25 protein-coding genes and 1 riboswitch are annotated in these 24,316 nt (G+C 50.7%); of the genes, 13 read left to right on the top strand and 12 right to left on the bottom strand.

The window, feature by feature from the left end:
- The first annotated feature begins 118 nt into the window (after positions 1–118).
- On the top strand, positions 119–2,005 hold the full coding sequence (locus IAD09_06890) for an ABC-F family ATP-binding cassette domain-containing protein (protein ID HIT81948.1): 1,887 nt from the start codon (positions 119–121) through the stop codon (positions 2,003–2,005).
- A gap of 22 nt (positions 2,006–2,027) precedes the next feature.
- On the opposite strand, the gene IAD09_06885 is transcribed toward IAD09_06890, so the two are convergent.
- Both IAD09_06885 and IAD09_06880 read right to left on the bottom strand, forming a co-directional pair.
- Entirely contained in the window at positions 2,028–2,810 is a 783-nt protein-coding gene (locus IAD09_06885) for a formate/nitrite transporter family protein (GenBank protein HIT81947.1), read from the bottom strand.
- 310 nt (positions 2,811–3,120) lie between these two features.
- Positions 3,121–3,399, bottom strand: coding sequence for a DUF3276 family protein (locus IAD09_06880; GenBank protein ID HIT81946.1), 279 nt, complete (start codon positions 3,397–3,399; stop codon positions 3,121–3,123).
- Positions 3,400–3,622: 223 nt separating this feature from the next.
- Here IAD09_06880 and IAD09_06875 point away from each other — a divergent pair, with 223 nt between their 5' ends.
- The 5 genes from IAD09_06875 to IAD09_06855 all read left to right on the top strand — a co-directional run bounded on the left by IAD09_06875 (position 3,623) and on the right by IAD09_06855 (position 7,303).
- Positions 3,623–4,543, top strand: a complete 921-nt coding sequence (locus IAD09_06875) for a transcription antitermination protein NusB (protein ID HIT81945.1) — start codon at positions 3,623–3,625, stop codon at positions 4,541–4,543.
- Positions 4,544–4,600: 57 nt separating this feature from the next.
- Positions 4,601–4,927, top strand: coding sequence for a preprotein translocase subunit YajC (yajC, locus tag IAD09_06870; GenBank protein ID HIT81944.1), 327 nt, complete (start codon positions 4,601–4,603; stop codon positions 4,925–4,927).
- 421 nt (positions 4,928–5,348) lie between these two features.
- On the top strand, positions 5,349–6,191 hold the full coding sequence (locus IAD09_06865; GenBank protein HIT81943.1) for a hypothetical protein: 843 nt from the start codon (positions 5,349–5,351) through the stop codon (positions 6,189–6,191).
- Between the two features lie 6 nt (positions 6,192–6,197).
- A complete protein-coding gene (locus IAD09_06860; protein HIT81942.1) occupies positions 6,198–6,776 on the top strand; it encodes a dephospho-CoA kinase in 579 nt (192 codons plus the stop codon).
- 98 nt (positions 6,777–6,874) lie between these two features.
- Positions 6,875–7,303, top strand: coding sequence for a DUF5606 domain-containing protein (locus IAD09_06855; GenBank protein HIT81941.1), 429 nt, complete (start codon positions 6,875–6,877; stop codon positions 7,301–7,303).
- A 75-nt stretch (positions 7,304–7,378) separates the two neighbouring features.
- Here the strand turns inward: IAD09_06855 and IAD09_06850 are convergent, their stop codons facing one another.
- Positions 7,379–7,903 carry a DUF308 domain-containing protein gene (locus IAD09_06850; protein HIT81940.1) on the bottom strand — a complete coding sequence of 175 codons (525 nt, stop codon included), beginning with the start codon at positions 7,901–7,903 and terminating at the stop codon, positions 7,379–7,381.
- Positions 7,904–8,072: 169 nt separating this feature from the next.
- Between IAD09_06850 and IAD09_06845 the strand changes: the two genes are divergently transcribed.
- The 7 genes from IAD09_06845 to IAD09_06815 all read left to right on the top strand — a co-directional run bounded on the left by IAD09_06845 (position 8,073) and on the right by IAD09_06815 (position 16,521).
- Positions 8,073–9,038 (top strand): diacylglycerol kinase family lipid kinase, encoded by a 966-nt coding sequence (locus IAD09_06845; GenBank protein ID HIT81939.1) that lies wholly within the window; start codon positions 8,073–8,075, stop codon positions 9,036–9,038.
- Between the two features lie 270 nt (positions 9,039–9,308).
- Positions 9,309–9,512: riboswitch (cobalamin riboswitch) on the top strand.
- 103 nt (positions 9,513–9,615) lie between these two features.
- Positions 9,616–11,823, top strand: a complete 2,208-nt coding sequence (locus IAD09_06840; protein ID HIT81938.1) for an anaerobic ribonucleoside triphosphate reductase — start codon at positions 9,616–9,618, stop codon at positions 11,821–11,823.
- Between the two features lie 13 nt (positions 11,824–11,836).
- The gene (nrdG, locus tag IAD09_06835) at positions 11,837–12,337 is read left to right on the top strand and encodes an anaerobic ribonucleoside-triphosphate reductase activating protein (protein ID HIT81937.1); all 501 of its coding nucleotides are present in this window, start codon (positions 11,837–11,839) and stop codon (positions 12,335–12,337) included.
- 2 nt (positions 12,338–12,339) lie between these two features.
- A complete protein-coding gene (locus IAD09_06830; protein HIT81936.1) occupies positions 12,340–12,936 on the top strand; it encodes a phosphoribosylglycinamide formyltransferase in 597 nt (198 codons plus the stop codon).
- Positions 12,937–13,116: 180 nt separating this feature from the next.
- A complete protein-coding gene (locus IAD09_06825; protein HIT81935.1) occupies positions 13,117–14,982 on the top strand; it encodes a rhamnogalacturonan lyase in 1,866 nt (621 codons plus the stop codon).
- Between the two features lie 291 nt (positions 14,983–15,273).
- Positions 15,274–16,197 (top strand): J domain-containing protein, encoded by a 924-nt coding sequence (locus IAD09_06820; GenBank protein ID HIT81934.1) that lies wholly within the window; start codon positions 15,274–15,276, stop codon positions 16,195–16,197.
- 21 nt (positions 16,198–16,218) lie between these two features.
- Positions 16,219–16,521: a chaperone modulator CbpM gene (locus IAD09_06815; GenBank protein ID HIT81933.1), complete on the top strand. Its 303-nt coding sequence runs from the start codon at positions 16,219–16,221 to the stop codon at positions 16,519–16,521.
- Between the two features lie 131 nt (positions 16,522–16,652).
- Here the strand turns inward: IAD09_06815 and IAD09_06810 are convergent, their stop codons facing one another.
- The 9 genes from IAD09_06810 to IAD09_06770 all read right to left on the bottom strand — a co-directional run bounded on the left by IAD09_06810 (position 16,653) and on the right by IAD09_06770 (position 24,303).
- The gene (locus IAD09_06810; GenBank protein HIT81932.1) at positions 16,653–17,171 is read right to left on the bottom strand and encodes an NUDIX domain-containing protein; all 519 of its coding nucleotides are present in this window, start codon (positions 17,169–17,171) and stop codon (positions 16,653–16,655) included.
- Positions 17,172–17,184: 13 nt separating this feature from the next.
- Positions 17,185–19,266, bottom strand: coding sequence for a DNA topoisomerase 3 (locus IAD09_06805; protein HIT81931.1), 2,082 nt, complete (start codon positions 19,264–19,266; stop codon positions 17,185–17,187).
- Entirely contained in the window at positions 19,263–20,969 is a 1,707-nt protein-coding gene (locus tag IAD09_06800; protein HIT81930.1) for a glycosyltransferase family 39 protein, read from the bottom strand. The genes IAD09_06805 and IAD09_06800 overlap by 4 nt, the downstream gene beginning before the upstream one ends.
- A 13-nt stretch (positions 20,970–20,982) precedes the next feature.
- Positions 20,983–21,390, bottom strand: a complete 408-nt coding sequence (locus tag IAD09_06795; GenBank protein ID HIT81929.1) for a GtrA family protein — start codon at positions 21,388–21,390, stop codon at positions 20,983–20,985.
- A 99-nt stretch (positions 21,391–21,489) separates the two neighbouring features.
- Entirely contained in the window at positions 21,490–21,756 is a 267-nt protein-coding gene (locus IAD09_06790) for a DUF2007 domain-containing protein (protein HIT81928.1), read from the bottom strand.
- 11 nt (positions 21,757–21,767) lie between these two features.
- Positions 21,768–22,268, bottom strand: a complete 501-nt coding sequence (locus IAD09_06785; GenBank protein ID HIT81927.1) for an S-ribosylhomocysteine lyase — start codon at positions 22,266–22,268, stop codon at positions 21,768–21,770.
- A gap of 15 nt (positions 22,269–22,283) precedes the next feature.
- The gene (locus tag IAD09_06780; GenBank protein HIT81926.1) at positions 22,284–22,970 is read right to left on the bottom strand and encodes a 5'-methylthioadenosine/adenosylhomocysteine nucleosidase; all 687 of its coding nucleotides are present in this window, start codon (positions 22,968–22,970) and stop codon (positions 22,284–22,286) included.
- A gap of 10 nt (positions 22,971–22,980) precedes the next feature.
- The gene (locus IAD09_06775) at positions 22,981–23,523 is read right to left on the bottom strand and encodes a 2-oxoacid:acceptor oxidoreductase family protein (protein ID HIT81925.1); all 543 of its coding nucleotides are present in this window, start codon (positions 23,521–23,523) and stop codon (positions 22,981–22,983) included.
- A gap of 18 nt (positions 23,524–23,541) precedes the next feature.
- Complete coding sequence (locus tag IAD09_06770; GenBank protein ID HIT81924.1) at positions 23,542–24,303, bottom strand: 2-oxoglutarate oxidoreductase; 762 nt, start codon at positions 24,301–24,303, stop codon at positions 23,542–23,544.
- Positions 24,304–24,316: the final 13 nt, after the last annotated feature.

Raw genomic sequence — 24,316 nt, 5'->3', positions numbered from 1 at the left:
CTCGTTTTTTATGATAAACCGCTTTTTTGAGAAAGGAAATCGCTCTTTGGCGAAGGCTGTTGAGGAAGGTTCGAGAAAATATCACTAATTTAGTCCCGCCAAAATAGAACTCTGATATATGATAAATCTGCAAATCGAGGGACTCTCCAAGTCGTTTGGTGACCGGGTCCTTTTTTCCGACATAGCCTTTGGCCTTTCCGAGGGGGAACGGGTGGGGCTTGTCGCCAAAAACGGTACCGGCAAGACGACCCTGCTCAATATCATTGCCGGCGATGAAAGTTACGATGCCGGTACCATTACTTTCCGCAACGACATTCGGGTGGGTTATTTGCGACAATTGCCTGTTTTTCAGCCCGAAATGACTGTTTTGCAAGCCTGCTTTGCAGCCGATAGTGGAGTGACTCGCACCATACGGGACTACGAGTTGGCCATGGCGCACAACAACGTGTCGGAGCTTGACCGGTTGATGGCTCGTATGGAGCAATACAAAGCCTGGGATTATGAACAACGGGTGAAGCAAATCCTGTCCCGGCTGAAAATCAACGATTACGAGCAGCCTATGGGGCAACTCTCCGGAGGACAACAAAAACGGGTCGCCTTGGCCAATGTGCTGATTTCGGAGCCCGACTTGCTTATTCTCGACGAACCCACCAACCACCTCGATCTCGAAATGACCGAATGGCTCGAAGATTATCTTTCACATAGCCGGGTGAGTCTGCTCATGGTGACACATGACCGCTATTTTCTCGACCGGGTATGCAATCGCATCATCGAAATCGATTCGCGGGCATTGTATTCATATAAAGGAAATTACAGCTATTATATCGAAAAACGGCAAGAGCGCATCGAGGCCCGGAATGCCGAGATAGACCGTGCCAACAACCTCCTGCGCACCGAGCTCGACTGGATACGTCGCCAACCTCAGGCTCGGGGGACCAAGGCCAAATATCGCATCGATGCCTTTCATGACCTCGAACAGAAAGCGCGTCGGGAAAAGGTCGAGGATAATGTCACTTTGGCTGTGAAATCCTCATATATTGGTTCGAAGATATTCGAAATCAAACATTTGTCGAAACACTTCGATGACAAAAAAATCATTGAGGACTTTTCCTATACGTTTGCCCGGTATGAGAAGGTGGGCATCGTGGGAAACAATGGCGCCGGAAAATCGACCTTCATAAAATTGCTTATCGGGCAGATTGCGCCCGACGGCGGAACGATAGATGTCGGGGAAACGGTTCGATTTGGATATTACAGTCAAGAAGGCATACAGTTCGACAACCAGAAGAAAGTCATCGATGCCGTGCGGGACATTGCCGAAGAAATATCATTGGGTGACGGGAAAAAACTCTCGGCCTCACAATTCCTGCAACATTTCCTTTTCACGCCCGAGACCCAGTATAACTATATTTACAAATTGAGCGGGGGAGAGAAACGCCGCCTCTATCTCTGTACGGTACTCATGAACAACCCCAATTTCCTGGTGCTCGACGAGCCCACCAATGACCTCGACATTGTCACCCTCAATTTGCTCGAAGATTATCTGGCCCATTTCAAGGGGTGTGTCATTGTCGTCTCGCATGACCGTTATTTTGTCGATAAAGTGGTCGACCATGTATGGGCCTTTGAAGGGGAGGGGAAAATCAGGGATTTCCCCGGCAATTATTCCGATTACCGACGTTGGAAAGCCGAACGGGAGAACGAAGAGAAACGGATTGCGGCCGCCAAATCCGCAGAGAAACCGGCGGCAAAACCCGCCCGTCCGGCCAATGCCGATGCCCCGACACAGCGTCGCCGGCTTACGTTCAAGGAGAAAAAAGAGTATGACGAACTCGATGAGGCCATACCTCGTCTCGAAGCTGAGAAAGCCGCCATAGAGAACGCATTGTCGTCGGGAACGCTATCGGCCACGGAATTACAGGAGAAATCTTTGGCCCTGAGCCGTCTCATCGAGGAGCTCGACGAGAAGTCGATGCGCTGGCTCGAATTGGGGGAGTGGATATAATCCGTCCCTGCAACAAGACGTCTTATCGTTCCCGGTATGCCCACCAATAAAGCCCGCCGACAAAAAAGGCTCCTCCCACGATATTGCCGAGCGTAGCGGGAATGAGGTTGTGCAGCACAAAGTCGGCGACACTCACGTCGGCTCCCTGCAACATGCCCAATGGGATAAAGAACATGTTGGCGATGCTGTGTTCATAGCCAAGGGCGACGAAGCACATGACGGGGAACCAAAGCCCGATGAATTTTCCGGCCGCGCTGCGACAAGCAAATCCCAACCATACGGCCAGGCACACAAACCAGTTGGCTCCGATACCTTTTATAAAAATCGTTCCCCAGGGGAGGCTCGTTTTGGCTTCGGCAATTTGTCTGATGGCCGAGTGCCAAGGCTCTGCATCGACGATGCCGGCCGTGTGTGCCATGAGGTAAACAAAGAAGAAGGCTCCGATGAAATTGCCCACATACACCCACAACCAGTTGCGCAAAAGTGGCCAAATGCCATATTTCCGGTTGCAGAGCCCGGGAATTAGCACCGCATTGTTGCCGGTAAACAATTCCGCACCGGCAAAGACCACCAAGATAAGTCCCAGCGGGAACATGGCTCCCGACAAGAGCCGTTGCAGGCCGGGATTGTGGGCCGTGATTCCGGGAAATCCATATCCGATGATGAGCGACAGCAGACCGCCCATGGCGATGTAGATGCCGGCCAGGATAGCCAGAATCAACGTCTTGCGTAAACGAAAAGATATTTTTTGTAATGCGGCGTTCTCGGCCGTAGCGAGAACTTCGGAGGGAGACAATACACTCATAGCCAGGGGAAAGAAGATTTTCAGTACGAGGCAAAGATACTTTTTTTTATTCACTCCTGACAAAAAAAGTGCACGAACAACAAAGTGTCGGCGAACAAATCGGCCGGCACTTTGTTTTATAGACAGAAATGCAACTCAAAAGCGTTTGAGTTTCCTATCAAAACAGTCAAGAAGACATATTCTCGTTTTTGTGTGTTTCATTGGTATTTATCCTACTTATTCTCAATAGAATAAGACTATCCTCTTTCTTGTTTTTGATATATTTCAAGCTCTGGGAAGGTTGGCTCGTGAGAGTCGGGACCTTCTTTTTTTATTTTTTCTCAGCAATGTTTTTGATATATTCCATGACTTCACCAATGCCGTTGGTAAATTTGTCAAAATCTTTGGGATAGAGGAAGATTTTGTGTTTTTCAAATTGAACCATTTGGCTTTCTTCGTTTGTCATGATGCGTTTGCTTTCGGTAATCGCCAAAAATAAATCCCCATTGTTGTTTTTCTTAACGTCGAAATAATAAATGCGCCTACCGGCTTTGATGCTTCTTGAAAAAATAATGTCGTTTTCAAGTGGTGTAACTAATTCATCGTCCATATATTAATGCAATAAATGATAAAGGCAGAACTCCCAATAATTAACAACTGACATCACAAATAACGTGAATAAATTTTTATCGAACAACCTTATAAATATGAAAATTTACTAAAATGTGTCTATTTTCTTGTCATGTTACGCATTACAGAAAAAAAGAATAGGGGGTTGATTGGGAAACTTCAAAAATATTGTACCTTTACGGCCGAAAAATAAATTTGGTGAAATGATCAATCGTGCTTTGATACGGACAAAAGTGGTGCAAATCGTCTATTCCTATCTTATAGACGGTGAAAAAAGTATTGATGTGGCCGAGAAAGAACTCTTTGCGAGTCTTGACAAATCATACGAGTTGTATCATTTGCTGCTGCTTATTCCCGTAGAGCTGACACGCCTTCAACGCTTGCGTCTCGAAAATGCCCGTAGCAAATTTACCGCTACTCCCGAAGAAAAAATGCCCAATACCCGACTGGTCGACAACCGTTTCGTTGCCCAGTTGGAAAGTGACAAGGCATTTGCAAAATATGTGGAGGAGCGTCCGTTGGTATGGAGCGACGACAGCAACTACCTGCGCTCTTTGCTCGACCGCATTCTCTCGTCGGAGATGTATGCCCAATATCTGCAAGCCGAGGATTCCTACGAAAACGACCGCACGTTTTGGAAAAACGTTTATCGCCATTTGATTTTTACCGATGACAATCTGGGAGACATCTTGGAGTCCCAAAGCCTTTATTGGAACGACGATATGCCCATAATCTCGACCTTCGTCCTCAAAACCGTCAAACGTTTCGACGAGTCGGCCGGTGCCGACCAAGAACTTTTGCCCATGTTCAAGGACGAAGACGACCGTGCATTTGCCCGTACCCTCTTCCGTCGTGCCTTGCTCGACAGCCAGGCCAACAAAAACCTGATCGAGCAGTTTACGCGTAATTGGGAAATCGAGCGTATCGCCTTCATGGATATTGTCATCATGATTGTGGCCTTGGCCGAGATTACCTCCTTCCCGTCCATTCCGTTGCAGGTATCGTTCAACGAATATATCGAAATCGCCAAATCATACAGTACGGCAAAGAGCGGGACATTCATTAACGGTGTGCTCGAAGCCATTACCTCTTTGTTAAAAAAAGAGGGACGTCTGGAAAAATAACACCGATAATTGTTATACCCTAAAATTAACTAATACCTATAATAAATAAAAACAACTATGACATTATTGACCATTCTCCTGCAAGAAGCAGCATCTCCTGCATCGAACTATTCGAGTATTATCATGATGGTGGCTCTTATTGCCATATTCTATTTTTTCATGATTCGTCCGCAGAGCAAACGCCAAAAAGAAATCCGCAAATTCCGTGAAGCTCTCACCGAAGGCCAAAAAGTGATTACTGCCGGTGGTATCCACGGAAAAGTAAAAGGTATCAAAGACAATACCGTCATCGTGGAAATTGCCGATAACGTGCGCATTACCGTAGACAAAGGTTCTATTTATGCTTCTACGGCCGATACCGCCAATACGACTCCTGCCAAGTAAGAAATTTTTATTTTTCATGAAGAAGGGCCGGTACGTCTCCCGGCCCTTCTTTTTTGCCCTGCGATGCGTGATGAGATATGACAACGTTTGGGCCTCTGGGAATGTCGCTCTTTTGTCCGGCCGTTGCTTTCGTCATTCGGGCCGGACACTTGGGAACAAGGTCGTGTACCCTCTTTGCCATAAAAATCGTTTCACGAATGTCTAATTTCGATGAAAAACCTTATCTTTACCGACAAAATACAACGAAGAACCTGTAATGACAAAAAGAAAAAAACGGTTGAGGATAAGGGCATTTCTCCGGCAGAAATTTAGTGGTCTGCGGAGCCGTTTGCAGAGTGAGAGGAGTAAAGACATATTGACTTTCCTTCTGTTTGTCGCCCTTTCTTTCTTGTTTTGGATGATGCAATCATTGGGAGAAGACATGAACACGGTCTATCGCATACCCATAAAATATACCAATATTCCCGACAATACCATTATAACCTGTGACCTTCCCACCTCGGTTACGGTGCATTTGAGAGACGAGGGTGCCGTGTTGATGAATTACACGCTCGAAGGAATCCCCGCCTTTGAAGTCGATTTCCGCCAATATGCCAATAATCGGAATGCTTTCATACTTACATCGGAGGAGATAAAAAGCCTTATCTCGAAAAACTTGCGCAACACGACCAACCTGACATCGCTATCGCTCGACACATTGGCGGTTTACTACACCCAGGCGCCCGGGAAAAAGGTCAAGGTGCGTATTGAAGGTTCGGTAACGACGGTTCCCCAGTGCATTATCAGCGGAAAAATCCAGTCCGATGTCGATTCGGTGCAGGTTTACGCGCCCGAATATCTGCTCAATACGATTACAAGTGTCGAGACCGATTCTTTTGCATTCAAGGATTTGTCACAGACTTTGACCCAAACGGTGCCCTTGCATCGAATCAAAGGCGTGAAAATCGTTCCCCATCAAGTAAAACTTACCGTCCCTGTCGAAGAGCTGACTTCCAAGTCGATACCCGTTTCGGTGTCGGTTGTCAACCAACCCCGCAACGTCAACTTGCTGACTTTCCCGGCAACGGTGCGTGTCGATTGCATGGTGCCTGTGAGCCGTTTCTCTCAAATTTCGGCACAAGACGTATCCGTGTCGGTCGATTATAACGAGACGCGTAACGCGCCCGAAAAGTTGCCGTTGAAAATCACGCGCACTCCCGGTGCCGCCTATTATGTGAAAGTCGTTCCCGACAGTGTCGAATATATATTGGAACAGAAACACTGATAGGCCATGAAGCGCATAGGCATTACCGGCGGAATCGGCAGTGGAAAATCGGTCGTGTGCCGATTCCTTCACATGTCGGGCTATTCGGTCTACGACAGCGACCGGCAGGCCAAAATGTTGATGGATACTTCGCCGCAAATCAAAGCCGGGCTTGTGGAGGAGTTCGGTAGCGAAATGTATGATGCCGGCGGACATCTCGACCGCGCCCGTTTAGCCGGACGGGTTTTTGCCGATGAAGCAGCATTGAAGCGCCTGAACGCCATCGTGCACCCGGCTGTGAAAGCCGATTTTGAGAAATGGTGCCGGAGCAGGGCCGATGAGTCGGCCGTCTTTATGGAATCGGCCATACTCGTCGAGGCACACTTTGCCGATGCGGTCGATGAGATATGGTTGGTGACGGCTCCCGAAGAGACTCGCATGGCCCGCATCATGGCCCGCAACGGTTGCTCTCGCGAGGAGGCCGTGTCGCGTATCCGGGCGCAAATGCCCGATGTCGAGAAAGAAAAATTTTCATCACGAATCATTACGAATAGCGATGAAAAACCTATTATCCCTCAAATCCTTAGTGCGCTTGCAACCCTGTGAGGAAGTTTTTGCTGACGGGTTTGTGTCATTGATGGCTTGATTATATCGGGAATCTATATTACATTTGCCTCATCAAATACCAAAACACGAAAAAGAACATGTTGAAGAAAATTTTATCCATATCGGGACGTCCCGGGCTTTTCAAACTGGTCTCGCAGGCCAAAGGTGCATTGATCGTAGAGGCTTTGACGACCGGAAAACGTTCCTTGGCATATAGCCACGACAAGGTAACTTCGCTGGGCGACATCGCCATGTACACCGAGAGTGGAGAAGAACCCCTTTATAAAGTGCTCGAAAGCGTGAAACAGAAAGAGAACGGGGCTGTGGCCTCTATTTCTCCCAAAGCCGACAAGGAGGCTTTGCGTGCCTATTTTGCCGAAGTGTTGCCCGATTTTGACCGCGAGCGGGTTTATCCCACCGACATCAGCAAACTCATCTCGTGGTATAATTTATTGATACAGTCGGGAATTACCGATTTTATCCCCGAAGAGAGTGCCGCCGACGGTGAAGAAAAAAGTGCGGAATAGTTCCCTGCACGGAGAATAAAAAGCTGGGGCGGATAGTAATTGACTATCCGCCCCAGCTTTTGTTTGTTGTCGGGATTATTGTTGCCGACGGTATTTGTAGTAACGTATTATGTCGGATATACCATATAGAATCATTGATATACCGAAAATCGTCATGATGAGATTGGCCGTTCCGAATGGCTTGAATATCATGAAGAGTCCGGCTGCCGCAATGAGAATTGGCGCGACATACATGATTGCAGGAATGGGCATGAGGCTGCTCGAACGGATAAGTGCTACGATTTCGGAAATGCTGGCCAAGAGCAATATGATGCCTAAGGCAATAAGTACGACGGCATTGAAGAAGGCGGGCTGCAACAGCATCCACACGCCGATGATGAGGGCGCCTATGCTTTCGACGAGGACATAGCCCGGTAGCGGGGTTTCTCGATTTTTATAAGTGAAATATCCGATAATCGCCAGTACGGCGGGAATAGCCAAGATGGCACCGATGAGCATGATGACGATGTTGGGACCTAGTTGCGGATTGATGATGACAACTACGCCCAAGGCGATTGCCAGCAGGTTGCGAATGATGGGATTTTTGAAGAGTGCTTCCATAGATGAGGATATATGTTTTTGTATAACAAAGATAGCTCATTGATGTTGAATAAAAATATTTCATACCGAAAAAAAGAACAACGTTTCTATCCCGGAGGATAATTTTCTATGGCTGAAAGTCGTTTTTTTCGGTTATCTTTGTTGCATTAAAAAAACAGCCTCTTTCTGCATGGCGCGAAAAAAAACATTATTTGTCATAAATCCGATTTCGGGAACTCATTCCAAGGCGAATATTCCCACATGGATCGAGACGACTCTCGATAAAGACCTTTTCGAGCCGGAGATTGTCTTTACCCAATACGGCGGTCATGCCTCGGAGTTGGCGCGACAGGCCGTGGAGAAGGGGTATGATATGGTCGTTTCGGTGGGCGGTGACGGAACATGTAACGAAATAGCCGGTTCGCTTGTGCAGACCGATGTCGCGTTGGGTATCATACCCGTAGGATCGGGAAACGGGTTGGCGCGGCATTTGGGAATACCGCTCAATCCCTTGCGTGCATTGCAAATCTTCAATGATGCCATTGTCGACAACATCGACTATTGCATGGCCAACGAACGGCCATTTTTCTGCACTTGTGGCATGGGATTCGATGCTTGGGTGAGTAAAAAATTTGCCGAAGACAAGCATCGCGGCAAGATGACCTACATAAAGAAAGCTGTCGAAGAATACCTGACCTATAAGAATGAGGTTTATCGCATCGAGACGGCCGATGGCGTGATACAAGAAAAAGCCTTTATCGTTGCTTGCGGTAATACCTCTCAATATGGCAACAATGCCTATATTACTCCGCGGGCAAGTCTGCACGACGGGAAAATCGATGTGACGATTATGTTCCCCCTCACACCGATTGACGTATTGCCTATGGCTGTGCAGTTATTTACGAAATGGATTAGTGTCAGCCCGAATGTCAAGACATTTGAAACCCCTGCTTTGACCGTTACGCGTGAGCGTGAGGGTATAATGCATCTCGATGGCGAACCTGTTGAGATGTCGGAGCGCATCGATATTAAATGTGTCAAGGGCGGGTTGCGTGTGTTTGTTCCCCGAGAAGAATTACACAAGTCGGTGATTACCCCCATACAATCGTTGGTTTTCGACGTAGTCGATACCATAAAACATGAGCTCGATATTTGATTCCCCTATGACAGGTTGATGGGTACATGTGCATTCCTTTTGGAATGTCATGTCTTTAAAATGCGCGGGTAGTTTTCATTTCTTGATTCATTATCGTGTAGGCTGATTTCTTGATTTTATAAATTTAGTAAGCCATCTATATTTGTAATATATTGATATATAGGTAGTAAATTTGTTGTTCTGATTGATTTTCAAAATATGGAATGCAGAAAAGTTTTCCAAAATAGAAAACTTTCTGTGAAAATATTTGCTCCGATATTCTCTTCTTTGTACTTTTGTCACACATTCGGTTCTCAAATTCATTCCGAAAAAATGAGATTAAAAGGGAATCCTGTGCAAGACAGGAACTATCCCCGTAGCTGTGAGCTTCGAATAAAGTCTGTTCAATAAAGTCACTGGTCGTTGAACCGCACGACCGGGAAGGCGCAACAGATGGAGCGAGTCAGAAGACCTGCCGGGTGTTGAGTTGTAAACGATGCTTCGGGCCGAAAGCAGGACAACAGGCACTCTCATGCCCTATCCCTTCCGCTTTTTCGTTGCATTTTGTATCGCATAAAATTTTTTTAATGCCCTAATTATGATACAAACCATTATCAAACGTGACGGTCGCATTGTCGGCTTCAACGAAGAGAAAATCATGGCGGCCATTCGCAAGGCAATGCTTCATACCGAAAAAGGTGAAGATGAGCCGCTCATTCGCAAAATTACCGACCGCATTGCTTGCAACGGCCGCGAACAGATGAGTGTCGAGGAGATACAAGACTGGGTGGAGATGGAGTTGATGAAAAGTCCGCGCAAGGAGGTGGCCAAGAAATACATCGCCTATCGCGACCAGCGCAGCATTGCCCGTAAAGCCAAGACGCGTGAGATGTTCCTCGATATTATCAACGCCAAGTCGAACGATATCACCCGGGAGAACGCCAACATGAATGCCGACACGCCGGCCGGCATGATGATGAAGTTTGCCAGTGAGTCCACCAAGCCTTTTGTCGATGATTACCTCCTGAGCGATGAGACGCGCGATGCCCTCCGTCACGGATACATACATATACACGACAAGGACTATTACCCCACAAAGAGTTTGACCTGTGTGCAACACCCGCTCGACAAGATTCTCAAAAAAGGGTTTTGTGCCGGTCACGGCGAGGCGCGTCCGGCCAAACGCATCGAGACGGCCAGCATATTGGGGTGCATATCCATGGAGACGGCACAGAACGAGATGCACGGCGGTCAGGCCATTCCCGCGTTCGACTTTTACCTGGCCCCTTATGTGCGACTCAGTTACATCGAAGAGATAAAAGGGCTCGAAAAATTTACCGCAGCCGACTATTCCCATCTCTATGATGCCCCCATCGATGATTATCTCTATCACGACCTCGACGGTCTCACGGGCGATGCCCGCATCAAACAGCAGGCCATCAATAACACGGTGCGACGCGTGCACCAGTCGATGGAGGCATTTATCCATAATATGAATGCAATACATTCCCGCGGTGGAAACCAAGTGGTTTTCAGTTCGATAAATTATGGAACCGACACATCGGCCGAGGGGCGTTGCATCATACGGGAAATTCTGATTAGCACCTACGAAGGCGTGGGGAATGGTTCTACGGCCATATTCCCCATACAAATCTGGAAAAAGAAACGGGGGGTAAGTTATCTGCCTACCGACCGCAACTACGACCTCTATTGCTATGCCTGCCGAGTGACGGCCCGTCGTTTCTTCCCCAACTTCCTCAATCTCGACGCCCCTTTCAATCACCATGAGCAGTGGCGCGAAGATGACCCCGAACGTTATAAATACGAGGTGGCGACGATGGGTTGCCGCACCCGTGTCTTTGAAAATCGGTTTGGTGAGAAAACCTCCATTGGCCGGGGAAATCTCTCTTTTACGACGCTCAACCTGCCGCGCATGGCCATAGAGTGCATGTCGATAACCAATCGCGAAGACCGCATCAATGCCTTTTTTGCCAAGCTCGATGAGATTCTCGATGTGACGGCCCGTCAGTTGGAAGACCGCTACAATTTCCAGAAAACCACATTGGCCAAACAGTTCCCGTTGTTGATGTCGATGTTGTGGGTGGGGTGTGAAAAACTCAAACCCGGAGAGCCCATAGCCGATGTCATCAATCAAGGGACCTTGGGCATCGGATTCATCGGACTGGCCGAGACACTGGTGGCTCTCACGGGCAAGCATCACGGCGAAGATGCCGACGCTCAGGCACTGGGGTTGCGCATCATCACTTACATGCGCGACAGGGCCAACGAATTTTCTGCGCAGTACCACCATAATTTCAGTATCTTGGCAACTCCGGCCGAAGGTTTGTCGGGAAAATTTACCGCCAAGGACCGCAAGGAATTTGGTATCATACCCGGCGTTACCGACAAGGAATACTATACCAATTCCAACCATGTGCCGGTTTACTATAAGTGCAGCCCCCGCCACAAGGCCGAAGTCGAGGCACCTTATCACGACCTCACGCGCGGCGGACACATCTTCTATGTCGAGATCGATGGCGACGCCACGCACAATCCCGAGGCCATCATGGATATTGTCGACTTGATGGACAAATATGACATCGGCTACGGGTCGGTCAATCACAACCGGAACCGCTGCATGGATTGCGGGTATGAAGACGCACAAGACGGTCTCGACGTGTGCCCCCAATGCGGAAGTCACCACATCGACCGCCTGCAACGCATTACCGGTTACCTCGTTGGGGCGACCGACCGTTGGAATCACGCTAAACTGGCAGAACTGCATGACCGTGTCGTCCATAAATAACGATTCAGCAACGATGCTCTCGGTGCTTGACATCATCGAGGGAACCTCGGTCGACGGGGTGGGGTTGCGCACTTCGATATACTTTGCCGGTTGCGAAAACGGTTGCGTGGGCTGTCACAATCCCCAGTCGTGGGATATGGACAATGGTGTGAGATATTCGGTCGAGTATCTGTACGAGCGAGTTCGTTCCGCCGATATGCCGGTGACTTTTTCGGGTGGCGACCCCATGTTGCAGGCGGCTTCGCTGCTGCCTTTGGCCCGGCGCATCAAGGAGGAGGCGCATAAGAACATCTGGTGCTATACGGGCTATCGGTTCGAATCCCTGTTGGAGAGGCCGGTCACCCGGGAATTGCTGGCCTATGTCGATGTTTTGGTTGACGGCCCTTTCATATTAGCCGAAAGAGACTTATCTTTGCATTTCAGGGGAAGCCGCAATCAGCGTCTTATCGATGTGCCGCGTTCCCTGAAAGAAGCACACACAATAGAATATCTGTTACAAACGCACATTCGATGAGTATGAATATTGTCGTTTTCGCATCGCATGGGGGGTCGAACTTGCAAGCTGTCGTCGATGCCGTGGCCGAAGGTCGCATCGATGCCGATATAAAAGCGGTCATCAGTAACAATTCGGGCGCTTTTGCCCTTGAACGGGCCCGTCAGGCAGGAATCCCCGCCTATCATGTCAGTCTGAAAACCGAGGGCGATGAAGCCGCCCTGTCGCAGAAGTTGTTGACCCTTCTCGCCGAAAAAGAGACCGATATTATCTTGTTGTTGGGTTATATGCGCATGTTGCCGGTCGAGGTGTTGAAGCGTTATCACAACCGCATATTCAACATACACCCGGCACTTTTGCCGCGGTATGGAGGAAAAGGCATGTATGGCATACATGTGCATGAAGCGGTGATTGCTTCCGGCGACACGGTGTCGGGGGTTACCATACATCGGGTCGATGAGGCTTATGACCGGGGAGAGATTGTCGCACAGGCCGAGGTGCCGGTTAGGCCCGGCGATACGCCCGACACTCTTGCGGCTCGCGTTTTGGAGCGCGAACATACCTTCTTGGTCGAGACCCTTGGCCGCATAATCGGCGGAGAAATTCATTTGGGAGACTGATTTTCACCATAACGAAACAGGAAGAGCCCGCAAACTTGTCTTTGCGGGCTCTTCCTGTTTCCGGGCTTTCATTTGTGCCGTATTTTCGAGGAGAGGGGAGACATGAAACAACTTTTTTTGCAGATGGAATAAACTTTTCCCGATGATGCGAGTCTAATCCCGAAAATGCCAAACCATATCATGAAAAGAAAATGTGCAAGGGTGGTTTTGTCGCTCGTCCTGTTGATAGGCTACCCGGTAATTTCCCGAGCCTTTGTGCCCGAAAAACTCGATCGCGGCCTGGTTGCCGTGAAAACTTCCGAAGGAGTTTTTATCAGTTGGCGCTATCTTTCGACCGATAGCGACAGCACCCTTTTTGAACTCTATCGCGACGGAGAAAAGATAGGTGATGCACCTTTTGTCTTGACCAATTATCTCGATGCCGACGGGTGCGATACTTCGCATTATGTCGTGAAGACGTTTTGCGGCGGCAAGGAGTTGGAGTCGTCCCAACCCGTGACCCCGTGGCAACAACCCTATCTGCGCATACATCTCGACCGTTCCGAGGGAGGCGTGACACCTCCGTTCCATGCCATCAACCGCGGGCGTGACTTGAACCGTCCCGATGGCGAACGCTACCGCTATATTCCCGGCGATTGCAGCGTGGGTGATGTCGATGGTGACGGGCAATACGAAATCGTGCTCCGTTGGGATCCTACCAATGCCCGCGACAATTCGTTCCGTGGCTATACCGGTGAGGTCTATCTCGATTGTTACAAGCTCGACGGCACGCGCCTGTGGCGCATCAACTTGGGCAAGAATATTCGTGCCGGAGCGCACTATACCCAGTTCATGGTCTACGACCTTGATGGAGACGGCCGTTCTGAGGTTGCCTGCAAAACGGCTCCGGGCACGGTCGATGGTGTAGGAGCGTATGTCCTGCTCGAAGGTGATGACCCCCAGGCCGACTATCGCACGCCGACCGGCGACCAAGTGGTGGGTACAATTATGGACGGCCCCGAGTATCTTACCGTTTTCGACGGGGAAACAGGAGCCGCCCTGTCGACGGTTCCCTATCAGCCCGGGCGTGACATTACCCGTAAATGGGGCGATGACAAGGCCAATCGCAGCGAACGTTATCTCGCCTGCGTAGCCTGTCTCGACGGTGTGCACCCCAGCTTGGTAATGTGTCGCGGGTATTATACCAATGCCTACCTGGCTGCCTATGATTTTGATGGGACGCAGTTGAAACTTCGATGGTTCCACCGTTCCGAACGAAAAGGGAAAGGTCTCTATGGGGAAGGGGCGCACAGCCTCTCGGTCGCCGATGTCGACGGCGATGGCCGTGATGAAATCATTTACGGGGCGGCGGTGCTCGACCACGATGGCACGGTGCTTCACCGCACCGGTCTCGAACATGGTGATGCGTTGCATGTCTCCGACTTGATGCCCGACCGTCCCGGCCTCGAAATTTTCATGATACATGAGGAGGCGGGAGGAGCTGATGTGCGTGATGCCCGCACCGGAGAAATCCTTTTCCGCGAAGACGACGATAAAGACACCGGCCGTGGTGTCGCTGCCGATATAGACCCTCGTTATCGCGGATTTGAGTTTTGGTCGCTTGCGTCGTCGAATATCTATTCGACCGATGGCTTCAAGGTAATTGCGCGTGGCCGCATTCCGGTAAATTTCCGCATCTATTGGGACGGAGACCTCTGTGATGAGTTGCTCGACGGAACCCGCATTTCAAAATGGATTCCCGAAAAGAACCGTTGTGAGACCTATGTCGATTTTCGGGAGTTGCAACCGGTATCTTCCTGCAACGGCTCCAAGAAAACCCCTTCGATAAGCGCCGACATATTGGGCGACTGGCGCGAAGAGGTCATATTGTGGGACCGCACGACAGCCTCGGATTTGGTGCTTTTCACCACGACGGCACCGACCTCATATCGCATACCCACGCTCATGCACGACCCTGTCTATCGCATGAGCATCGTATGGCAGAATGTCGCATATAACCAACCACCGCATCTCGGGTTTTATTTGCCCGACCGTTATGGCCGGTGATGGGGCATTTGCCCGTTTGTTCGGGGCGACTCCTGCCATAAACGTGACAGGTGCCGCCCCGGATTATTTTTGTCGGCTTCCCCCAAGATTTGCCGGGAGACGATGACGTGATGCCGTTTTGTTGTCGGGCACATTCTGTTTCTGCCTGGCTTATTGCCCCATAGTATAAAAAACGCTAATAATCAAGAAATTTTTCTGCCATTTCACTCACTCGGCATACATTTTGCATACTTATAAATGCGACGTCGCATGACGGCACAGGAAATAGAATCGACCATAAAAAGGAGTAGTATGTCATATATCGATTATTACAAGATATTGGGCGTTGACAAAAATGCCACTCAGGAGGAGATAAAAAAAGCCTACCGTAAATTGGCTTGTGTGTATCACCCCGACCTGAATCCCAATGACCCATCGGCCAAGGAAAAATTCCAGCAACTGAACGAGGCCAATGAGGTATTGGGGGATCCTGAGAAGCGGAAAAAATACGATGCTTACGGTGAAAACTGGAAACATGCCGATGAGTTCGAGGCTCGGAAGAAAGCCTATGGTTCCCAGACTGGCGCTGCGGGCGGCGATGGCGGGTATTGGTATTCGACCGACGGGACGCACTTCTCGGGGGGATTCGGTGGAGAAGGTTTCTCCGACTTTTTTGAAGAGCTTTTTGGAAAACACGATGCCTCTTCGAGAACAGGTCGCCGCAGCCGGTATCGTGGACAGGATATTCAGGCCGAGCTGCCTCTGACCTTGCGTGAAGCGGCCGTGACCCACCAGCAGACTTTTACCGTGGGCGGTGAGAGGTTGAGAATCACGGTCCCGGCCGGAGTAGAGAACGGTCAGGTCATCAAACTCAAAGGTTATGGAGGTAAAGGTGCCGACGGAGCTCCCGACGGAGACCTCTACATTACCTTTGTCGTTTCCGATGATCCTCAGTTCAAGCGCAAAGGCAATGACCTTTATACCGATCTCAACATCGACCTCTTTACGGCCGTGCTGGGTGGTGAGGTGATCGTTAACACCCTGAACGGACAAGTGAAGATGAAAGTCGCTCCCGGAACACAGAGCGAAAGCAAGATGCGACTCAAAGGAAAAGGATTCCCCGTCTATAAGGAAGAGGGACACGCGGGCGACCTGATTGTTGCTTGTCATGTAACCATTCCTACCCATCTTTCGCCACGGCAGAAAGAGCTTTTCGAACAGTTACGGAATAGTTGAAACATCTAAAACGAGAAGATTATGACGAACGATTTCATTATCATAAGCGACTATTGCAAAAGGTGTCACGTCGAGCCCGACTTTATCTTTACGTTGGGCGAAGACGGATTGATAGATATATCTGTTGTCGATGAGTTGAGATGCTTTCCCGAGGCTCAGTTGCCTGAGCTCGAACGCTATGTGCACCTTCATTATGACCTCTCGATAAACCACGAAGGACTCGGTGCCGTGCGTCACTTGCTGTCGCAAATCGAAGATTTGCAGAAAGAGGTGCTCCGCCTGCAAAATGAGTTGCGCTTCTATCGCTCATTCGATTGGGAATAAACTTCCTCTATGAGGAAGTGTGTACCGGCTCTTTCCTTGGACGAGAGATGCCATCGAGATAAAACTCCCCGGTTGCGGTATATGTCCGCGGCCGGGGAGTTTGTTTGGGGGCTGTCGAATCTCCGAAGATGTTATCGAGAAGCAAGCAGGCGTTGCAGAATCTTCCGATATTCATTTTCGAAGTTGGGCGTGAATATTTCTTTGTCGAGCGAGGCTTCGATTTTTTCTATGGGCCAGAACTCGCCCCGTTCCACCTCGTCGTGGTCGGGCGAGATATTCCCGTCGTAGAGGGTGAAAAAGGTGTTGACCAGCTCTTTTTCGATTTTCGACTCGAAAACATACCTGCCGATGAGAACCGGGACAAAACCGGTGATGCCCAACTCCTCGCGGGCTTCCCGATGGAGGGCGTCGGTCACCCCTTCGCCGTAATCGATATGTCCTCCCACGGCCGTGTCCCATTTCCCCGGCTGAATGTCCTTGTCGAGGGCCCGTTTTTGCAGATAGAGTTCGCCGCGGGAGTTGAAGACATGCAGATGCACCACCGGGTGCAGGAGTTTGCTCCCGTTGTGGCATTCGCCCCGGGTGGCTTGCCCGATGGTGTGGCCGCAGGAATCGACAATCGGGAAAATTTCATTCGGATTTGATGGCATGGTGTTTTCTCTTTTATTCGTTTTTTTTGTAGGCAGCAATGGCTTGGCGGAGTTCTTTTTCACCGGCATCTCCGGGGCAGACGTCGAAACTCAGTCTGAACGTGCACCCCGACTGCCATTCCGAACAGCCATAGGCATTCTTCCCTTTCAGGACCTTTCCTTTTCCGCAAAGCGGACATACGAGGGGCTTGGTTCCTGCCGTTTCTTTTTTGCTTTTGCCGGCAGTCGTTTTTTTCTTCCCCTTTTCTTTTTTTTCTTTCCCCTCGGCCGGTTGAGGCTCTTCGGGTTTCGGTTCGATGGTGATGCTTCGGGTCGAGTTGTCGTTGCGCACATCGTTTACGATTTGCGTGACCATGGTTTTCAGTTCCGCCAAGAAGTCCGACGCTTTGTATTCGCCCCGTTCGATGCGGCGCAACTTGTTTTCCCAGATACCCGTCAACTCGGCCGATTTCAATAATTCTTCGCGTATCGTGCCGATGAGCTCGATGCCGGTGATTGTGGCGACGAGGTTCTTTTTCTCTTTGCGTATGTAGTTGCGTTTGAGCAAGGTCTCGATAATGGCGGCGCGGGTCGAAGGGCGTCCGATGCCGTTCTCTTTCAAGGCGTCGCGCAGGCTCTCGTCTTCGACCAGTTTGCCGGCCGTTTCCATGGTGCGCAGCAGGGTTGCCTCGGTGTAGAGTTTGGGTGGCTGAGTCCATTTTTCGCTCAGGGTGGGAGTGTGGGGCCCGCTTTCACCGGGGGTGAATTGTGGCAGGACCCTCTCTTCATTCTCCTCCTTTTCTTTTTCGGCCGGGTCGTTTTCTTTTTCAAAAACCGCTCTCCACCCGGGAAATAGAATCTCTTTGCCCGAGGCTTTAAAGGCAACGCCGTTCACATCGCCCAAAACCGTCGTGGTGGCTATTTTGCAATCGGGATAGAATGCGGCGATAAATCGTCGGGCGACGAGGTCATAGACCTTCCTTTCCAAGTCGGTCAGGTTGTTGGGCTTTACCGGCGTGGGAATGATGGCGTGGTGGTCGGTAACCTTGCTGTTGTCGAATACTTTTTTCGATTTGGGCAGTTTTTGCAGGTTGAGGTTGCCTACCAGTGCCGTGTATGCCGGTTGCGATGCGACCGCCTGCAAGATGGCCGGGCACTTGGGGTAGATGTCGTCGCTCAGGTAGGTGGTGTCGACACGCGGATAGGTTGTGGCTTTTTTCTCGTAGAGGGCCTGTATGAGGCGCAGCGTTTCGTCGGCCGAGAATGCGAATTTTTTGTTGCACTCCACCTGCAACGACGTAAGGTCGAAGAGCCGGGGGGCAAACTCTTTCCCCTCTTTGCGCGATACATTGGTGATGGTGAAGGGGTGGTTTTCGATTTCGGCCAGTTTTTTCTCTCCCTCTTCGATGGTGGCAAACCGTCCGCTTGTGACGGAAAAGGTCGTTTCCCGGTAGAGCGTTTTCAGTTCCCAGTAAGGTTGCGGTACGAAATTCTCGATTTCGTGTTGTCGGTTGACGATGAGGGCCAGGGTAGGGGTCTGCACGCGGCCGATGGAGAGAATCTGTCGGCGTTGCCCGTATTTCATCGTGTAGAGCCGGGTGGCGTTCATGCCCAGCAGCCAATCGCCGATGGCCCGCGAGAGGCCGGCTTCATAGAGCGAAGCAAAGTCCTCTTGCGGTTTGAGGTTCTCGAAACCCTCCCGGATAGCCTCCTCGGTAAGGGACGAAATCCACAACCGGTATACCGGACATTTGCACGAGGCTTTTTGCATCACCCAGCGTTGTATCAGTTCTCCTTCTTGTCCCGCATCGCCGCAGTTGATGACGGCGTCGGCCTTCGCAATGAGATGTTCAATGACGGAGAATTGCTTCTCGATGCCTTTGTCGTCGATGAGCTTGATGCCGAAACGTGGTGGTATCATCGGCAAGCTCCACAACGACCATTGTTTCCATTGGGGCGTATATTCGTGCGGCTCTTTCAGGGTGCATAGGTGCCCGAAGGTCCAGGTCACGCAGTAGCCGTTACCCTCGAAGAAACCGTCGCGTCGCGTCTTGGCTCCGATGACTTCGGCTATATCTTTGGCCACACTGGGCTTTTCGGCAATGCAGACTTTCATTCGGCCTCGTTTTTGCGGGTGAAGCGATACATGCACACGATGTCGCGAATGTCGTTTCCGCGGCGTTCGCTTTTCCACATCTCCTCGAAGTCATAGTCGGCGTGGCGGGCTGCAAAGGCCGGGTATTCTCGTTCGCCCACCAGCAGGTAACCCTCTTCGGGCGTGTGTTCTTCAAAGTCGACGACGCGGTTGTGGGTATAAAAATTGATGACAAAGAAACGCATCATCGGTGACCCGATGTAGGAGTAGACAGCTCCTTCGGGGACAATCTCCTCGACCCTTTGTGCCAACGCATAGTCCGACTTGCGGTTGAGTACATCGGGGAGCACGGCCGTGTCGACGGTAAACTGCACCCAGAAGAAGAGGGTGATGACCGAATAGGAGTACCGGTTGCTTATCGACTGTATGTCGCGGCTCTTGTAAACCTCATGCACGAGCAGAACCAATACGATGAGGGCGATGACGTCCCACGCGTTCCAACCTTTGAGCCCGGCCAGGAAATCTTGTGTGTCGGCGGGAATCCAAGAGTCGAACCACCCGGCTTTCACACCGATGAAGACCAGGAAGAAGAGCACCGATATGCCCGACAGGAGAATGCCGAATACGCGCCATGTCTTGCGATGTTCCTGCACGAGATAATGCATGTATCCGGCCAGAAAGTAGCTGAGGAAGGGGTATATAGGCAGCAGGTAGACCGAGCGTTTGCTGTCGGGGATAAGGTAGAAAAACAGAATCACCAAAATGGCCGTGAGGGAGAAGAGACGTACGGGCGACAGGTCGGATATTCTTTCGCAAAGCTCTTTCCACCAACTCCTTATCGGTCGTTTGAGCCCTTTGTATGAGAGCGCGAAAAGGGAGAAAACAACCAGCAGCGTCCAAGGCAAGAACCCGGCCAGGGTGATATAGAGGTAGTAAAATGGCGGAGCGTTGTGCGAACTGTATGACATGTTGCCGGTGAAGCGGTCGAAATTTTCTTCAATGACGAGGTCGAGAAATTCTTGTCCGGCTTGCAGGTAGGCCACATAATACCACACGGCAGGCAGCAGGCAGGCAGCGACTGCGGCACCCAAGAGCTTGTAACAGACCCTGAAAAACGGTTCCTTGCGCAGCAGCAGGAATACCCCGGTCACCAGGCACGGCAGGACAATGCCCACGGGCCCTTTGGTGAGGGTGGCTCCGCTCATGAACAGAATGGCCCACAGCGGGACTCCCTTCAACCCCTTTTCATACCATCGGTACAGTTGGAAGAGTGCCAATACGATAAATACCGTCAGTACCATGTCGACCCGTGCTGCGGTTGCAGCCCGGTGTACCTCAAAGGCCGACAGGAACAAAATGGCCGACAGGAATGCCGTGTTGAAATTGCCCTCGCGCCGGGCATAAAAGAGAAACATCATCGAGGCGATGATAATCGTGGCCAGTGCCGACGGCAGGCGAGAGGTATATTCGTTGACCTCCCCCTCGTTGAAGATTGCCGAGCCAAGAGCCGTAATCCAGTGATACATGGGCGGCTTGTAGGCAATATCGCCTCCGTTATTGCGCGGGAGAATCCAGTTCCCGTCTTGCAGCATGCTCACCGCCACGATGGCCTCACGCGGTTCGCCTTTGGTGTGGAAGTGCGTCAATCCGAGAATAGGCAGAAGCGTCGAAATGCAGATGATGAACAGCAGCCCGAGGAGAATATTTTTTGATGCGGGTTTCATGTGAAGTTCCTGTTTATTTTTTGAATGTGACGTATCGGTTGAGCAGGTAGTTTACCAATGTGTAGACCGCCATGGCCGGGAGTTGTGCCCAGTTGGGGTTGATTCCTAAACCTTCGACCAGTCCCCGCAGAAAGAGGTATTGTATGCCGTAACTGACGGCGAACACCAGCAGGAAAACGAGGCTCTCACGCAGCATGTTGCCGGCACCGCGGCGGAATACCCACAATTTGTTCCAGAAAAAGCTGTTGATTACCCCCACGATGTAACTCAGCAGGTTCGATGCCGTGTAATTGACCGAGAACAGATTGTATAATATATAAAACGTGGCCAGGGAAATCGCTGTGTTGAGAATCCCGACGACGATAAATTTGCTGAATTGGGCGATGGTCTCTTTGGGTGGAATAAGGGAGTGTATCGACATTGTACGAGTGGAGAATTGTGGCAATATAAAGATGAGCAAGGCCGGTCTTGTTTGAGGCCGTATCCGCAGTCCATTTCCTCGGGAAAGGACGGTGGAATGTTATGAATGAGCCGATTCGTCGTCGTTTTTACCGGAATCGGCCAAAAGGCTGTCTGCTGCGGCAATGTCCTTTTCAAAAAGATGCAACCGCACACCGCCGAGGTTTGAGTCGAACATCGGATAAACGCACGCCATGTTTTCGTTGGAAATGAAGCAGTCGATGCCATTTCTCTCCAACAGGTTCTTGGCTTCGTAGGCTTCGGACAGGGTGTTGTAGTAACTGTAAATGACCACTTTTTCGTTGTTCCTGTTTTTCTCTTCTGCCATAATATGATTATTTATGATTGTGGAGAGGTTTGTTGGGTCGGATAGTGCAGGTTCTGAGGCGTAATTACCTCCAACACTTCGCGCAGATATTTGTCGGCTTCGTAGCGGGCCATCGGCAGGTCGTGCAGCAGGTAGTTGCCGCAGTCCTGCGGTGCCGCGCCGGGTACCTCGCCTTCGAAGTCGCGGATAAACCGGAATGTCTCTTTCATCAGTTCCACGATGTCTTCGGCCGCGAGATCGCCCTGCATCAGGAAATAGTTGCCGGTGCAGCAGCCCATGGGTCCCCAAAATACGATTCTGTTGCCATAGACGGGGTGGTTGCGAAGGTAGGTCGCCGCCAGGTGTTCGATGGTGTGCAAGGCTCCATAACCGATGGCCGGCTCGCGGTTGGGCTCTTTCATGCGTATGTCGAATGTCGTTACGACATCTCCGCCGATGTAGTCTTTGCGGGAGACATAGATACCCCTGAGCAGATGCAGGTGGTCAATGGTGAAACTGGGAATTTTTTTCATCGGTTTTTTCGGTTTTTAGAGTTGGGCGAGAATCTCTTTCAATATGGTAAATGATTTCTCGGGGGCTTTCTCCCAAAACTGGTTGTATTGCGCCATGTGGTTTTCTACCCCCGGGGTGTCGCTGATGATGCGCGTCGAGATGAATGGGGTATGGCAGAGGTAACAAGTCTGCGCGATGGCGGCCGATTCCATATCCACGGCCATGCCCTCGGGAAAGTTTCTCTTGATGGCTTCGAGTTCTCGCTTGTCGGTGATGAACTGGTCGCCGCTGCATATCAGTCCGCTGTATATGCGACTCTCGTTGGCAACCGCCGTCTCGACTTTTTGCAGTAACTCTTTGTCGGCCGGGAAGCGAGGCGGCAGACCTTGTATCTGTCCGATGACGTTTCCTTCGCCAAACCAAGCATCGTGATAGACCGTTTCTTGTCCGATGACCACATCGAACACGCGTGTTGAGGGGTCGATGCCACCGGCAACTCCCGTGTTGATGATGCAGTCGGGGGCGTAGTTGAGGATAAGGGTTTGAGCCCGCAAAGCGGCATTGACTTTGCCAATGCCGCTTTGCGTGAGAATGATTTCGTGTTGTCCGTTGCTGCCGACGAGGAAGGTGGCGTTGTGCCGAGTCTCTTCGCGGGCGTCTTTGAGCAGCGTGCGCACGCAGGCCAATTCCGATGTCATGGCCACGATGATGCCTATTTTCATAGCGTCGTGGTTATGCTTTTTTTATCAGCTCCATTCCTTTGAGAATGGCCTGTTCGTTCATGGGGATAAGTTTGTGGTGTCGCTCCGGCAACGATTTTTTCAATCCTTTGAGCACATTGTCGAGCGAAACCATGGGCTTTATTTTGAGCAGACCGCCCAGGACAATCATGTTGAAAGCCTTGGCATTGTTCATTTCGGTGGCAGCGTCCATGGCATCGATGCGATAGATGTCGATGTCGGTGCGCGAAGGAGCATGGTGTATGCCATACCCATCGTATATGAGTATGCCGCCGGGCTTTACTTTGCTCTCGAATTTGTCGAGCGACGGTTGGTTGAGAATGATGGCGATGTCGAACTCGTTGAGTACCGGCGAACTGATGCGCTCGTCACTCAGAATGACGGTCACATTGGCCGTCCCGCCTCGTTGCTCGGGACCGTAAGACGGCATCCACGTCACCTCTTTGTTTTCCATCAGTCCCGAATAGGCCAGGATTTTACCCATCGAGAGAACTCCTTGTCCGCCGAATCCGGCGATGATTATTTCTTCTTTCATCGATGTTGCGTTTTACGGTTATTCATTTTTTAAATCGCCTATCGGGTATTTGGCAAACATGTGTTCTTCCATCCACTTGTTGGCCATTTCGGGCGACATTTTCCAACCCGATGCACAGGTCGACACGATCTCTACGAGCGATGCGCCTTTCTTGGCCATGGAGTTTTCGAAAGCCTGACGTATGGCTTTCTTGGCCTTTTTCACGGCAGCGGCCGTGTGTACGCTTTGGCGGGTCACATAGCAGGCGCCATCGAGTTTGGCGACGAGGTCCGATATTTTGAGCGGGTAGCCATAGAGGTCGACATTGCGGCCGTAGGGGCAGGTCGACGTCACCATGCCTTCGAGGGTCGTGGGGGCCATTTGACCTCCCGTCATGCCGTAGATACCGTTGTTGATGAATATGATGACGATGTTCTCGCCACGGTTGCACGCATGAATGGTCTCGGCCGTACCGATGGCTGCCAAGTCACCGTCGCCCTGGTAAGTAAATACCATTTTGTCGGGATTGAGCCGTTTGATGGCGGTAGCGATGGCAGGTGCACGGCCGTGGGCGGCTTCTTGCCAGTCGATGTCGATATAATTGTAGGCAAATACGGCGCAACCTACGGGTGCGACGCCGATGGTTTTTTCTTCCATGCCCATTTCGTCGATGACCTCGGCAACGAGTTTGTGAACGACGCCGTGGCTGCAACCCGGGCAGTAGTGCATGGGATTGTCGTTCATCAAGCGGGGCTTGCTGTAAACGAGATTTTCGGGTTTTATGATATCATTTGTATCCATAGCTTGTCGCGTT

The organism is Candidatus Caccoplasma merdavium (assembly GCA_018715595.1).
Lineage (GTDB): Bacteria > Bacteroidota > Bacteroidia > Bacteroidales > UBA11471 > Caccoplasma > Caccoplasma merdavium.
The sequence above is the reverse complement of the archived record's forward strand: the minus strand, read 5'-3'. Positions and strand labels throughout refer to the sequence as shown.

Bases quoted from the DNA above. Each gene is read 5' to 3' on its own strand.
- IAD09_06850 (HIT81940.1), bottom strand. From the start codon at position 7,903: ATGGAAGCACTCTTCAAAAATCCCATCATTCGCAACCTGCTGGCAATC.
- IAD09_06875 (HIT81945.1), top strand. From the start codon at position 3,623: ATGATCAATCGTGCTTTGATACGGACAAAAGTGGTGCAAATCGTCTAT.
- IAD09_06890 (HIT81948.1), top strand. From the start codon at position 119: ATGATAAATCTGCAAATCGAGGGACTCTCCAAGTCGTTTGGTGACCGG.
- IAD09_06865 (HIT81943.1), top strand. From the start codon at position 5,349: ATGAACACGGTCTATCGCATACCCATAAAATATACCAATATTCCCGAC.
- IAD09_06880 (HIT81946.1), bottom strand. From the start codon at position 3,399: ATGGACGATGAATTAGTTACACCACTTGAAAACGACATTATTTTTTCA.
- IAD09_06800 (HIT81930.1), bottom strand. From the start codon at position 20,969: ATGAAACCCGCATCAAAAAATATTCTCCTCGGGCTGCTGTTCATCATC.
- IAD09_06805 (HIT81931.1), bottom strand. From the start codon at position 19,266: ATGAAAGTCTGCATTGCCGAAAAGCCCAGTGTGGCCAAAGATATAGCC.
- IAD09_06860 (HIT81942.1), top strand. From the start codon at position 6,198: ATGAAGCGCATAGGCATTACCGGCGGAATCGGCAGTGGAAAATCGGTC.
- IAD09_06775 (HIT81925.1), bottom strand. From the start codon at position 23,523: ATGAAAGAAGAAATAATCATCGCCGGATTCGGCGGACAAGGAGTTCTC.
- IAD09_06855 (HIT81941.1), top strand. From the start codon at position 6,875: ATGTTGAAGAAAATTTTATCCATATCGGGACGTCCCGGGCTTTTCAAA.
- nrdG (HIT81937.1), top strand. From the start codon at position 11,837: ATGCTCTCGGTGCTTGACATCATCGAGGGAACCTCGGTCGACGGGGTG.
- IAD09_06830 (HIT81936.1), top strand. From the start codon at position 12,340: ATGAATATTGTCGTTTTCGCATCGCATGGGGGGTCGAACTTGCAAGCT.
- IAD09_06815 (HIT81933.1), top strand. From the start codon at position 16,219: ATGACGAACGATTTCATTATCATAAGCGACTATTGCAAAAGGTGTCAC.
- IAD09_06780 (HIT81926.1), bottom strand. From the start codon at position 22,970: ATGAAAATAGGCATCATCGTGGCCATGACATCGGAATTGGCCTGCGTG.
- IAD09_06785 (HIT81927.1), bottom strand. From the start codon at position 22,268: ATGAAAAAAATTCCCAGTTTCACCATTGACCACCTGCATCTGCTCAGG.
- IAD09_06885 (HIT81947.1), bottom strand. From the start codon at position 2,810: ATGAGTGTATTGTCTCCCTCCGAAGTTCTCGCTACGGCCGAGAACGCC.
- IAD09_06840 (HIT81938.1), top strand. From the start codon at position 9,616: ATGATACAAACCATTATCAAACGTGACGGTCGCATTGTCGGCTTCAAC.
- IAD09_06820 (HIT81934.1), top strand. From the start codon at position 15,274: ATGTCATATATCGATTATTACAAGATATTGGGCGTTGACAAAAATGCC.
- IAD09_06795 (HIT81929.1), bottom strand. From the start codon at position 21,390: ATGTCGATACACTCCCTTATTCCACCCAAAGAGACCATCGCCCAATTC.
- IAD09_06845 (HIT81939.1), top strand. From the start codon at position 8,073: ATGGCGCGAAAAAAAACATTATTTGTCATAAATCCGATTTCGGGAACT.
- IAD09_06770 (HIT81924.1), bottom strand. From the start codon at position 24,303: ATGGATACAAATGATATCATAAAACCCGAAAATCTCGTTTACAGCAAG.
- yajC (HIT81944.1), top strand. From the start codon at position 4,601: ATGACATTATTGACCATTCTCCTGCAAGAAGCAGCATCTCCTGCATCG.
- IAD09_06825 (HIT81935.1), top strand. From the start codon at position 13,117: ATGAAAAGAAAATGTGCAAGGGTGGTTTTGTCGCTCGTCCTGTTGATA.
- IAD09_06810 (HIT81932.1), bottom strand. From the start codon at position 17,171: ATGCCATCAAATCCGAATGAAATTTTCCCGATTGTCGATTCCTGCGGC.
- IAD09_06790 (HIT81928.1), bottom strand. From the start codon at position 21,756: ATGGCAGAAGAGAAAAACAGGAACAACGAAAAAGTGGTCATTTACAGT.